Origin of the sequence: Streptomyces graminilatus (assembly GCF_001418565.1) — a bacterium.
Lineage (GTDB): Bacteria > Actinomycetota > Actinomycetes > Streptomycetales > Streptomycetaceae > Streptomyces > Streptomyces graminilatus.
In genome coordinates, this window is record NZ_LIQQ01000171.1 from 1 (window position 1) to 11,629 (window position 11,629).

Below are 11,629 nucleotides of genomic sequence, written 5' to 3' on the forward strand. Positions count from 1 at the left end.
AGAGGTGTATAAGAGAGAGGGTGAGGGGGTGGCGGGCGTCCGCGGGGGTGAGGGCGGTCTCGGGGATGGCGTAACGGGCCTGTGCCTGCCTGGCCTCGGCCTCGGTGAGGTCTGTGAGGTGGATCTGGAGGCGGAGGTGCGGGGGGTGCGAGGGGCGTTGAGAGGGGATTCCCGGACCGGACGGGGACGGGGACGGGGACGTTGACGTGGACGTGGACGGGCTCCCCGTCTGTTCCCAGTACTCCGGGCGGCAGGCCATCACCAGGCGGGCGTTGGCTGTCCGGAGCCATTCCTCCGTCGCCCTCGTCCATTCGGGGGCCCGGTGGGCGAGGAGCGGCGGCATCTCCTCGGGGCCGTCGAGAAGGAGCAGCAGGGGACGGCCGCTGTCGTGGGCGAGGGCGGCCAGACGCTCAGGGGAGATGTCGCCCAGGCCGTCGCCGTACGTGCCCGACGCGGCCACGATCCGGCCCGCCCGGTCCAGCGCGCGGCGGGCCGCGTCCGCCACCGAGGTGTCGTCGTCGCGCAGATCGGCGCCGCGCAGCCAGAGGGTGGGGGCCGGTTCCGGGTCCCGGTGGCGGCGGGCGGCGAGGGCCGCGAGTTCCGTCGTACGGCCGCTGCCCGGGGCCCCCACCAGGCCGAGGACGACGGCCGGGGTCTCGCGTCCGGCGGTGAACGCCTTCAACCGCCTTGCCGGTTCCGCCCGTTCGACCGGCTCGACCACTCCCGTGTCCAGGCCGCCCGAGGTGCGGCCCATGAAGCCCGCGAGCGCGCCGGGTGGTCCGTCCGAGCCGACCGAGGTGGCCGTCAGTTCCAGGACACCCGCCAGATTGAGGTCGGCGCAGTACGCGGGGACCGTCGCCGCGTTGCGGGCGAGGAGATCGGCGAGGGGGCCCGGCCCGTCCGCCCGCCGGTCGCGCAACGGGAGTGCGAAACCGGCGGCGCGGTGTCCGGCCGACGGCGCGGACTCGCCCGTGGGGCGCGGCAGCAGGGCGGTGCCCAGTACCGCCAGTACGGCTCCCGTCGTACGGTCGAGCACCGGTCCCCCGGCCGCGCCGCCGCCCAGTCGCAGCGCGTCGCTGCCCGCCGTGCCGATCGCCAGCTCAAGGGCGTCGGGAAGGACGTGGAAGCGGTCCGTGGCCGTATAGGTGACGTCGGTCGTGCCGAGTACCCGTGCCTCGCGCCAGCCGCCCGCCGCGATCCGCACATACGTTCCGGTCGGGACGCGGTCCCGTGCGGAGACGGGGAGCGGGTCGGTGCCCAGCCCCTCGGTGTGCACGAGGGCCAGACCGAGGGCGGGCAGGGGTGTCACGGCATCGGCCGTGGACACCACGCAGGTGCGGTCGGCGGCGCCGTGCAGGACGAGCCGGGCCAGGCCGTCGACCGCCTCGTGGCTGGTGATCAGCGTGCCGTGGTGGTCGGCGACGAAGCCCGTGCCGCGAGGGCGTCCGGCCAGGTCGCACACCTTCACGAGCGGCGCGCCACCGGCCCCGACGGCGGTTTCGCCGTCCCGTGTCTCACGCGCGTCGGCCGACGGCCGACGGCCGCCCCCGGCGCGCGGGCCCCGTCCCGCCATCGTCGTCCTCCCCGCCGTTCACACGAGCCTGCGTACGCACGCGTCTACTACGACGGTAGGCAATCGATGATCAGCGGGACAGTGCTTGTGGCGAACGCGCCCCCCTCCGCCCCCTCGGTTCACTCCGAGCGCCTGCCCGGACGGGTGAATGAGGCGCGGGGGATGGATACACCTCTGGGTGGGGGAACCGAGGGGGAACCGTGGAGCGGCGGGAACGCGTCCCCGTGATCGCCGCCGCTCCACGGCCCGGAACCTCGTCGGTATGTCACCGGACGTCGTAGGACGTCACCGGACATCGCCGGCACCTCAGACGAAGACGGCGAGGCTCTTCGCCTTGCCCTTCTCCTCCTCCACCAGGGCGAGGAACCGCCCGGCGGGATCGAAGACGGCCACGGCGCCGACACCCGTGTACTCCTCGGGCACCTCCAGCCGTACGCCGTTCGTCAGCAGCCGCGCCCGCCGCTCGTCCACGTCCCAGCGCGGGAACGCGGCGGTGGCCGCCTCGGCGACCGGCATCACCGTCAGCTCCTGCTGCAACTGGTCGAGCGTCCGGGCCGCGTCCAGCTTGTACGGTCCGACGCGCGTCCTGCGCAGCGCGGTGAGGTGCCCGCCGACCCCGAGGTCGGCGCCCAGGTCGCGGGCCAGCGCGCGGATGTACGTACCGGAGGAGCACACCACCGACACGACCAGGTCGAGTACGGGGGTGCCGTCGGCGGCGACCGCGTCCCGGACGTCGTACACCGCGAAGGAGGAGACGGTGACCGGGCGGGCCGGGATCTCGAACTCCTCGCCCTCACGGGCCCGTTTGTAGGAGCGCACGCCGTCGATCTTGATGGCGCTGACCTTGGACGGCACCTGCATGATGCGGCCGGTCAGCTTGGCGACACCGGCGTCGACGGCCTCCCGGGTGATCCCCGAGGCGTCGGTGGAGGAGGTGATGTCCCCCTCGGCGTCGTCGGTGAGCGTGTTCTGGCCGAGGCGGATGGTGCCCAGGTACTCCTTCTCGGTCAGCGCGAGGTGGCCGAGGAGCTTGGTCGCGCGCTCCACCCCGAGGACGAGCACGCCCGTGGCCATGGGGTCGAGGGTGCCGGCGTGTCCGACGCGGCGGGTCTTGGCGATTCCGCGCATCTTGGCGACCACGTCGTGCGAAGTGAAGCCCGACGGCTTGTCGACAATGACAAGCCCGTCGGGCGTCCTGGTGCTCTTCTGCGTCATTCGGCGGTGTCGTCCTCGTCGTCGTCCTCAGGCTTTTTGTACGGGTCCGCGTCACCGGCGAACGCGGCGCCCGCGGACGCCTGGCGCACCTGCGCGTCGGAGGCACGAGCCTTGTCGAGAAGGTCCTCGATGTTCTTGGCGGTGTCCGGGAGGGCGTCCGCGACGAAGGCGAGCGTCGGTGTGAACTTCACACCGGCGGCCTGGCCGACGGCGGAGCGCAGAACGCCCTTGGCGCTCTCCAGTCCGGCGGCGGCTGCCGCCCGGTCCTCGTCGTCCCCGTACACCGTGTAGAAGACGGTCGCCTCCCGGAGGTCCCCGGTGACCCGGGTGTCCGTGATGGTGACGTGGGTGCCGAGCCGCGGATCCTTGATCCCGCGCTGCAGCTTCTTGGCCACCACCTCTCGGATGAGGTCAGCCAACCTCTTCGCCCGCGCGTTGTCGGCCACTGGTCCGTCTCCCGTTCTTTCTGTTCTGCGTCTGTGCGATTCTGCGGTTCTTCTGCGGTACTGCGGTTCTGCGGTTTCTGCGGTTTCTGCGTTCTCGCAGGTTGTTCGTCTGTGCGTCCGGTGCGTCCGCGCGGCCGTTCGGTCGGCCATCAGTGCTAGTCGTCGTCGCCGTGGAGGCGCCGTCGTACGGACAGCAGTTCCACCTCGGGGCGACCGGCCACCAGCCGCTCGCACTGGTCCAGCACATCGGTGATGTGCCCCACGTCCCCGGCGACCACCGCCAGGCCGATGCCGGCTCTGCGGTGCAGGTCCAGGTGTTCGACCTCGGCCGCGCTCACCGTGTACTTGCGCTGGAGTTCGGCGACGATCGGGCGGACGACGGAGCGCTTCTCCTTCAGCGAGCGTACGTCGCCGAGCAGGAGGTCGAAGGACAGAGTCCCCACGTACATGTGTATCCGGATGACCCGCCGGTGCGGGATCGATGGCCCCGCCGGCGGTGTGGGCGGGGACATCGAGAACGGTACAGCGTATGGGCCGGTGGCTCGACGGGATTGTTCTCGCCCCCGCCGCCCCTACCCGTTCCCGACCCTGGGGGCTGCGCCCCCAGACCCCCCTTCGCGCTGAACGCGCTCGTCCTCAATCGCCGGACGGGCTGGATGTCCCCGGCCGGGGATTGATCTTTCAGCCTGTCCGGCGATTGAGGACGAGGCCCGTTCAGGGCCGATAGCGGGGGTCTGGGGGGCGGCAGCCCCCAGCACACGGCCAGGCTGGCCGGCGAGGGGAATCCCCCGCCGGCCAGCCTGATCACGTACCGACTGCTCAGCCTCGCGGCTTCTCGCGCATCTCGTAGGTCGCGATGACGTCGTCGACCTTGATGTCGTTGAAGTTGCCGAGGTTGATACCGCCCTCGAACCCTTCGCGGATCTCGGTGACGTCGTCCTTGAAGCGACGCAGACCGGAGATGGTGAGGCTCTCCGCGATGACCTTGCCATCGCGCAGCAACCGCGCCTTGGTGTTGCGCTTGACCTCGCCGGAGCGGACCAGCACACCGGCGATGTTGCCCAGCTTGGACGAGCGGAAGACCTCGCGGATCTCCGCCGTACCGAGCTCGACCTCTTCGTACTCCGGCTTGAGCATGCCCTTGAGGGCTGCCTCGATCTCCTCGATGGCCTGGTAGATCACCGAGTAGTACCGGACGTCCACGCCTTCGCGCTCCGCCATCTGCGCCGCGCGGCCCGCAGCGCGGACGTTGAAGCCGATGACGATGGCGTCGGAGCCGGTCGCCAGGTCGATGTCCGACTCGGTGACGGCACCCACACCGCGGTGCAGGACACGGATGTCGACCTCGTCGCCGACGTCGAGCTGGAGCAGCGAGGACTCGAGAGCCTCCACCGAACCGGACGCGTCGCCCTTGATGATGAGGTTGAGTTCCTGCACCAGACCGGCCTTGAGGGCCTCGTCCAGGTTCTCCAGGGAGAACCGGACACCCCGGCGGGCGAAGTTGGCGTTGCGCTCGCGCGCCGCCCGCTTCTCGGCGATCTGACGCGCCGTACGGTCCTCGTCGACGACCAGGAAGTTGTCGCCGGCGCCCGGGACGTTGGTGAGACCGAGGACGAGGACCGGGGTCGAGGGACCCGCCTCTTCCACGTTGTCGCCCTTGTCGTCGAGCATCGCGCGGACACGGCCGTACGCGTCGCCGACCACCATGGTGTCGCCGACCCGCAGGGTGCCTCGCTGGACCAGGACGGTCGCGACGGCGCCGCGGCCCTTGTCCAGGTGGGACTCGATCGCGATGCCCTGCGCGTCCTGCTCCGGGTTGGCCCGCAGGTCGAGCGAGGCGTCCGCGGTGAGGACCACGGCCTCCAGAAGAGCCTCGATGTTGAGGCCCTGCTTGGCGGAGATGTCGACGAACATCGTGTCGCCGCCGTACTCCTCGGCCACGAGACCGAACTCGGTGAGCTGACCGCGCACCTTGGTCGGGTCGGCGCCCTCGACGTCGATCTTGTTGACCGCGACCACGATCGGCACACCGGCCGCCTTGGCGTGGTTCAGCGCCTCGATCGTCTGGGGCATCACACCGTCGTTGGCCGCCACCACGAGGATCGCGATGTCGGTCGACTTCGCACCACGGGCACGCATGGCGGTGAACGCCTCGTGGCCCGGGGTGTCGATGAAGGTGATCCTGCGCTCTTCGTCGTTGACCTGGGTCGCGACCTGGTACGCACCGATGTGCTGCGTGATGCCGCCGGCCTCGCCCGCGACGACGTTCGTCTTGCGGATGGTGTCGAGAAGGCGGGTCTTACCGTGGTCGACGTGACCCATGACGGTCACGACCGGCGGACGCGCGACGAGGAACTCCTCGCCACCCTCGTCCTCGCCGAACTCGATGTCGAAGGACTCGAGCAGCTCGCGGTCCTCCTCCTCCGGGCTGACGATCTCCAGGACGAAGTTCATCTCGTCCGCGAGGAGCTTCAGCGTCTCGTCGGAGACGGACTGCGTGGCGGTGACCATCTCGCCGAGGTTCATCATCACGCCGACGAGGGACGCCGGGTTGGCGCCGATCTTCTCGGCGAAGTCGGTCAGGGACGCACCACGCGACAGGCGGACGGACTGTCCGTTGCCGCGCGGCAGCATCACGCCGCCGACCGACGGGGCCTGCATGGCCTCGTACTCCTGGCGCCTCTGCCGCTTCGACTTGCGACCACGACGCGCGGGACCACCGGGACGGCCGAAGGCGCCCTGTGTGCCACCACGGGCACCCGGACCACCGGGACGACCGCCGAAGCCGGGACGACCGCCGCCGCCACCGCCACCGGGACCACCCGGACGACCGGCGAAGCCGCCGCCACCGCCACCGGGACCACCCGGACGACCGGCGAAGCCGCCGCCGCCACCACCGGGACCGGCCGGACGACCGGCGAAGCCGCCGCCACCGGGACGACCGCCGCCGGCACCGGGACCGCCGGGACGACCGCCGCCGCCACCGGGACCGCGGCCACCAGGGCCACCGCCGGGACGCGGGCTGCCCGCAGCGGGACGCTGCGGCATCATGCCGGGGTTGGGACGGTTGCCGCCGGGGCCGCCGCCGGGACGCGGAGCGCCACCGGGACCACCCTGCGGACGGGGCATGCCGCCCGGGGTCGGACGAGCGCCGCCCGGACCCTGCGGACGCGGAGCACCCTGACCGCCGCCGGCACCCTGCGGACGCGGAGCGCCGCCGGGAGCACCGGGGCCACCCTGGCCACCGGGACGCGGGGCGCCGCCCGGACGGGGCGTCTGCGGACGCGCCATCCCGGTGGAGCCACCGGACGTGAAGGGGTTGTTGCCCGGACGGGGACCGGCCGGACGGGCACCACCGGGACGCGGCGCGCCCTGACCACCCGGACGCGGGGCGCCCGGACGCTCACTGCGGCCCTGGCCACGGTCCTGGCCACGGTCCTGACCCGGACGGTCCTGACCCGGACCCGAGGGACGGGCGCCGGGACGCGGCGCACCGGGACGGGCGCCGGTGGCGGGACGCGGAGCCTGTGCGGCGGCCGGCGTGACCGGGGCCGACGGCGGAGCGGTGAACTCCGGCGTGGTCGGCGCCACGGGGGCCGGCTTCGGCGCGGGCTTGGGGCCAGGCGTCGGACGCGAGCCCTGGGGGGCCGGCGTCACGGGAGTGACCGGGGCACTCGGCGCGCTGGGCGCGACAGGTGCGGCGGGGCTCTCGGCCACGGCGGGCTTGGGGGCCGGCGGCCTCGGGGCAGCCGGACGGGCCGCCTGCGCCGGGGAGGGCGCGCCGGGCTTGGGGGCAGCCTTGCGCGGGGCGCCGGGCTTGGCGCTGCTCCCGCCCTGGAAGGCGTCTGTCAACTTGCGTACTACGGGCGCCTCGATCGTCGAGGATGCCGATCGGACGAATTCACCGAGTTCCTGGAGCTTGGCCATGACAGCCTTGCTCTCAACCCCGAACTCCTTGGCGAGTTCGTATACCCGGACCTTAGCCACTTCGCTCCTTTTAGGTCCGGGTTGCGGCCGGACCGTCGCTACTTCATGGGCGTACTCATCGCGTGCTCATCGAGTGCTCATCGCAATCTCGACCTACTTCCAACTCGCGGGGGTACCAGAGCCGCACGGGGTTCCGTGCGACACGTTTTACGGTGTTTCCTGCTCGACGTACCGGCGCAACGCCACCACGTCGAGCGCTCCCTGGACACGCAGTGCCCGCGGGAAGGCCCGGCGGCGGACCGCCAGGTCCAGGCAGACCAGGGCGGGGTGCACGTACGCACCCCGGCCGGGCAGCGTACCGCGATGATCGGGGACGCATTCACCCTCGACCGCCACGATGCGCAGCAGATCCTTCTTGGCCGCTCGCTCCCGACACCCCACACAGGTGCGTTCAGGGCATACGCGGGCACGCGTCCGGCCAGACACTCCTAAGTCTACCTCCCCGTAGCGACCTCACCCCTTCAGGGGAAGAATCGAACGGCAGTTGTCGTGATCTCAGCCACCTGCGGCTTGGATCTATTCCCCCGCCGGACCGGCACTAGTCGCGGGGCCGCTCGCCCGGCTGTTCGGACGGCTGCTCGGTGTCCGGGCGGATGTCGATGCGCCAGCCGGTGAGGCGGGCGGCGAGGCGGGCGTTCTGGCCCTCCTTGCCGATCGCCAGCGACAACTGGTAGTCGGGGACCGTCACGCGCGCGGAACGGGCGGCGAGGTCGACGACCTCGACCTTGTTGACCCGTGCCGGGGACAGCGCGTTCGCCACCATGTCGGCCGGGTCGTCCGACCAGTCGACGATGTCGATCTTCTCGCCGTTCAGCTCGGCCATGACGCTGCGCACCCGGGCGCCCATGGGGCCGATGCAGGCTCCCTTGGCGTTCAGGCCACTGCGCGTCGACCGCACGGCGATCTTCGTGCGGTGGCCGGCCTCACGGGCGATGGCCGAGATCTCCACGGAACCGTCGGCGATCTCGGGCACCTCCAGCGCGAAGAGCTTCTTCACCAGGTTGGGGTGCGTGCGCGAGAGGGTGACGGACGGGCCGCGCACACCCTTCGCCACTCGTACGACGTACGAACGCAGCCGCAGCCCGTGCGTGTAGGTCTCGCCGGGGACCTGCTCCTGCACCGGCAGGATGGCCTCCAGCTTGCCGATGTCCACGAGCACGTTCTTCGGGTCGCGGCCCTGCTGGACGACACCGGTGACGATGTCCCCCTCGCGGCCCGCGTACTCGCCGAGCGTGGCGTCGTCCTCGGCGTCCCGCAGGCGCTGGAGGATGACCTGCTTGGCGGTGGTGGCGGCGATCCGGCCGAAGTCCGACGGGGTGTCGTCGAACTCGCGTGCCTCCTGCCCCTCCTCCAGCTCCTGGGGGTCCTCCTTCGCCCACACGGTCACATGACCGGTCTCCCGGTCGAGCTTCACGCGCGCGTGGCGGCGGCTTCCCTCGGTGCGGTGGTAGGCGATGAGGAGGGCCGATTCGATCGCCCCGACCAGCAGGTCGAAGGAGATCTCCTTCTCCCGCACCAAGCCCCGCAGGGCACTCATGTCGATGTCCACGGCTACGCCTCCTCTTCTTCCGTCATGTCCTGCTCATCCTGCTTGTCCTTGCGGTTGAACTCGACCTGGACGCGGGCCTTGTCGATGTCGGCGAAGGCGAGCCGGCGGGCGGTGGCCTTGCGGCCCTTCACGCCCGGCACTTCGAGGTCCATGCCCTCGTCGTCCACGGTCAGGATCCTGGCGACCACGTCGCCGCCGCCCTCGGTGAGCTGGAACCTCACCAGCCGCTCGACGGCTCGTACGTAGTGCCGGTGCTCGGTGAGTTCGCGTTCGGCGCCGGGGGTGCCGACCTCCAGGGTGTACTCCCCCGCGCCCATCGCGTCCGTCTCGTCGAGCTTCACCGAGAGCGCGCGGCTCACATCGGCGATCGCGTCCAGATCGGCGCCGTCGTCGGAATCGACGACGACCCGCAGCACTCTCTTGCGCCCGACGGATTCCACTGCGATCTCTTCGAGATCGAGACCCTGCGAGCTGACGAGCGGCTCCAGGAGCTCTCGAAGCCTCTCGCTCTGGGTGGTGCTCATCCGGGTGACTCCTCGGCCGCGTGTGCTGTTGTGGGTAGGTCGCGTGTCAGGTCAAAGGGTATCCGGTCCCGGAGGGTGTTGCCGTCCACCGGGACACCGCCCGCCACCTGCCCGGCGCCCGGCTGCGCCGGTGGCGGGCGACGGGCCGGGGCGCGGGTACGGTGATCGCGGGCCTGCCGCCCTGCCGCCCTTCTCCGGTGCCCTGTTCGAACAAGCCCTCCGAGGACGTCTGCCGTGCCGTTCCCCCCACCGCCGCACACCCCACCGGGAGCCTCTCCGGGTTTGCGCCGAAGGACCCTGCTCGCCTCTGCCGCGGGCGCCGCCCTCCTCGCGGGCTGCACCGCCGAGCCGGACACGACGGCCACGAGCTCCGGAAGCCCGTCGGTCGCCGAACGCACACGCGCGCGTGCGGCGCGCGACAGCACCGGGCTCGTACGGCAGTACGACACGGCCATCGCCGCGTTCCCGGCGCTGGCGGAGCGGCTGTCGGAGCTGCGGGCGGAGGTCGTACGGCACGCGAAGTCGTTCGGCAGCGCCGAGCCGACACCCACGCCGACACCGACGCCGACACCGAAGCCGGCCTCCACGTCCGCTTCCGCGCCCGCCTCGCCTGCCGCCGCCGCGGCGCCGACGAGCGAGCGGGACGCACTCGCCGGGCTCGCCGCCGCCGAACGGGCCCTCGTGGACCGGCGTACGAAGGAGCTGCTCGACGTGCCGGGCGAGCTGGCGCGACTGCTCGCCTCGGTCGCGGCTGCCGGGGCCGCGCATGTGTATCTGCTGACGGAGGGTGCGAAGTGACTCGAACGGCGACGGACAAGGGCACCGGCGAGCTGGCCGCCCTCCAGGCCGCCCTGGGCGCCGAACACGCGGCGGTGTACGGGTACGGGGTCGTCGGCGGGCTGATCGGTGCGGCTCGTCGCGGCGAGGCGATGGCCGCGTACGACGCCCATCGGGCCCGGCGCGACGAGCTGGCGCGCGTGGTACGGGCCCTGGGCGGCGCGCCGGTGGCGGCGGCGGCCGGGTACGCCCTGCCGTTCCCGGTGTCGGACCCGGAGACCGCCGTCCGGCTCGCGGCCGAGCTGGAGGAGCGGATCGCCGGGGTGTACTCCGACCTGGTCCGGGCGGCCGTGGGCGAGCGGCGCCGGACGGGCGCCGAGGGACTCAGGGAGGCCGCGGTACGGGCGGCGCGCTGGCGGGGCGGGAGCGTACCCTTCCCTGGTCTCGCCGAGCGGGCCGGCGCCGCGTCGGCGACACCCGAGCCGTAGCCCGTACGGCACACCGCTTGTCGCATCCCGCGTACCGGAAGGAAACAACTCGCGCATGGCTTTCGAACCGCCGCCCCGTCTGGTGAGGGCGCTCGGCGAGACGGCACCGGACGGTGACGACTGGCTGGCGCGGGTGTCCGCGACGGCTCGACGAGAGGTGGATCTACGCGCGTTGACCGTGGAGCGGGTCCAGGTTCCGGGTGGTCGCAGCAGCCTGGTGGTGCTGGTTCGGCAGGCCGACGGCACGCCCGCCGTCCTGAAACTCGCGCCGCGCCGGGCCCGGCCGGAGAGCGAGCGGGCGGCGCTGGCGCACTGGGGTGGAGCGGGCGCGGTGCAGTTGCTGGAGTCGGCCACCGGCTCTGCCGGTTCGGGCGACTCAGGCGACTCAGGCGACTCCGACGACTCCCACACTTCCGGCGGTGACGGTGTGCTGTTGCTCGAACGGCTTCATCCGGATGTGTCGGTGCGATCGCTGCCCGAGGCGAAGGCGCTGCTGGAGGCGGCGGGGACGTTGCGGCGGCTGTGGGTCGAGCCGCCGGTCGGCTCGGCGGCGGTGTTCGAGACGGTGGCCGCGCGGACCGGGCGACAGGCCGAGGCGATGTCGGCGACTGCCGGTACGGATGCCACGGTGGCGCCGCTGGTCGAGGCGGCGCTCGCCGCACGCGAGGAGTTGCTGGTCGCGCCGCCCGAGGCACGGTTGCTGCACGGTACGTTCCGGCAGAGCAAGGTGCTGGCCGCCGGGCGGGTGCCCTGGCTGGCGGTCGGGCCGGACCCGGTGGTCGGTGAGTGCGCGTTCGATTTGGCGCGGCTGGTGCGGGACCGGGTGGAGGATCTGATCGCCTCGTCGTCGGGGGCGGCGATCACGCGGCGGCGGGTGAAGCGGTTGGCCGAGTCGTTGGACGTGGATCAGGAACGGCTGCGGGGGTGGACGCTGTTCCGGGCGGTGGAGTCGGGGGTGCGGGCACTGCGCGTGGGGCGTGTGCGGGATGCGGAGTTGTTGCTGGAGTTCGCTGGGTGGCTTTGAGGGAGTCGGTGCATCGTCGGCTGCGGGCCGGTGGGGGCTTGTCGCG

General features: G+C 72.2%; 11 protein-coding genes. 3 read left to right on the plus strand and 8 right to left on the minus strand.

What is annotated here, in order from left to right; translation table 11 throughout:
* The 8 genes from AOK08_RS16120 to rimP all read right to left on the minus strand — a co-directional run.
* The coding region (locus tag AOK08_RS16120) for a trypsin-like peptidase domain-containing protein (RefSeq protein WP_338400138.1) at positions 1 to 1,573 on the minus strand (1,573 nt) is incomplete at its 3' end.
* Between the two features lie 306 nt (positions 1,574 to 1,879).
* Positions 1,880 to 2,788 carry a tRNA pseudouridine(55) synthase TruB gene (gene truB, locus AOK08_RS16125; protein ID WP_055526259.1) on the minus strand — a complete coding sequence of 303 codons (909 nt, stop codon included), beginning with the start codon at positions 2,786 to 2,788 and terminating at the stop codon, positions 1,880 to 1,882.
* On the minus strand, positions 2,785 to 3,234 hold the full coding sequence (gene rbfA / locus AOK08_RS16130) for a 30S ribosome-binding factor RbfA (RefSeq protein WP_055526260.1): 450 nt from the start codon (positions 3,232 to 3,234) through the stop codon (positions 2,785 to 2,787). Before rbfA ends, truB begins: the two co-directional genes overlap by 4 nt.
* A gap of 155 nt (positions 3,235 to 3,389) precedes the next feature.
* Positions 3,390 to 3,683 (minus strand): DUF503 domain-containing protein, encoded by a 294-nt coding sequence (locus tag AOK08_RS16135; RefSeq protein ID WP_055526261.1) that lies wholly within the window; start codon positions 3,681 to 3,683, stop codon positions 3,390 to 3,392.
* A 370-nt stretch (positions 3,684 to 4,053) separates the two neighbouring features.
* Entirely contained in the window at positions 4,054 to 7,221 is a 3,168-nt protein-coding gene (gene infB / locus AOK08_RS43210; RefSeq protein WP_079054055.1) for a translation initiation factor IF-2, read from the minus strand.
* Between the two features lie 147 nt (positions 7,222 to 7,368).
* The gene (locus AOK08_RS16150; RefSeq protein WP_079054056.1) at positions 7,369 to 7,647 is read right to left on the minus strand and encodes a YlxR family protein; all 279 of its coding nucleotides are present in this window, start codon (positions 7,645 to 7,647) and stop codon (positions 7,369 to 7,371) included.
* A 112-nt stretch (positions 7,648 to 7,759) separates the two neighbouring features.
* On the minus strand, positions 7,760 to 8,770 hold the full coding sequence (gene nusA, locus AOK08_RS16155; RefSeq protein ID WP_055526265.1) for a transcription termination factor NusA: 1,011 nt from the start codon (positions 8,768 to 8,770) through the stop codon (positions 7,760 to 7,762).
* Positions 8,771 to 8,772: 2 nt separating this feature from the next.
* Positions 8,773 to 9,294: a ribosome maturation factor RimP gene (gene rimP / locus AOK08_RS16160; protein ID WP_055526266.1), complete on the minus strand. Its 522-nt coding sequence runs from the start codon at positions 9,292 to 9,294 to the stop codon at positions 8,773 to 8,775.
* 234 nt (positions 9,295 to 9,528) lie between these two features.
* Here rimP and AOK08_RS16165 point away from each other — a divergent pair, with 234 nt between their 5' ends.
* Genes AOK08_RS16165 through AOK08_RS16175 form a run of 3 tightly spaced genes read left to right on the plus strand, consistent with a single transcriptional unit; the run spans position 9,529 to position 11,583 of the window.
* Entirely contained in the window at positions 9,529 to 10,092 is a 564-nt protein-coding gene (locus AOK08_RS16165) for a hypothetical protein (protein ID WP_055526267.1), read from the plus strand.
* Positions 10,089 to 10,559 carry a ferritin-like domain-containing protein gene (locus AOK08_RS16170; RefSeq protein WP_055526268.1) on the plus strand — a complete coding sequence of 157 codons (471 nt, stop codon included), beginning with the start codon at positions 10,089 to 10,091 and terminating at the stop codon, positions 10,557 to 10,559. The genes AOK08_RS16165 and AOK08_RS16170 overlap by 4 nt, the downstream gene beginning before the upstream one ends.
* Positions 10,560 to 10,614: 55 nt before the next feature.
* Entirely contained in the window at positions 10,615 to 11,583 is a 969-nt protein-coding gene (locus tag AOK08_RS16175; protein ID WP_055526269.1) for an aminoglycoside phosphotransferase family protein, read from the plus strand.
* Positions 11,584 to 11,629 lie beyond the last annotated feature (46 nt).

Bases quoted from the DNA above. Each gene is read 5' to 3' on its own strand.
- truB (WP_055526259.1), bottom strand. From the start codon at position 2,788: ATGACGCAGAAGAGCACCAGGACGCCCGACGGGCTTGTCATTGTCGAC.
- AOK08_RS16135 (WP_055526261.1), bottom strand. From the start codon at position 3,683: ATGTACGTGGGGACTCTGTCCTTCGACCTCCTGCTCGGCGACGTACGC.
- rimP (WP_055526266.1), bottom strand. From the start codon at position 9,294: ATGAGCACCACCCAGAGCGAGAGGCTTCGAGAGCTCCTGGAGCCGCTC.
- AOK08_RS16175 (WP_055526269.1), top strand. From the start codon at position 10,615: ATGGCTTTCGAACCGCCGCCCCGTCTGGTGAGGGCGCTCGGCGAGACG.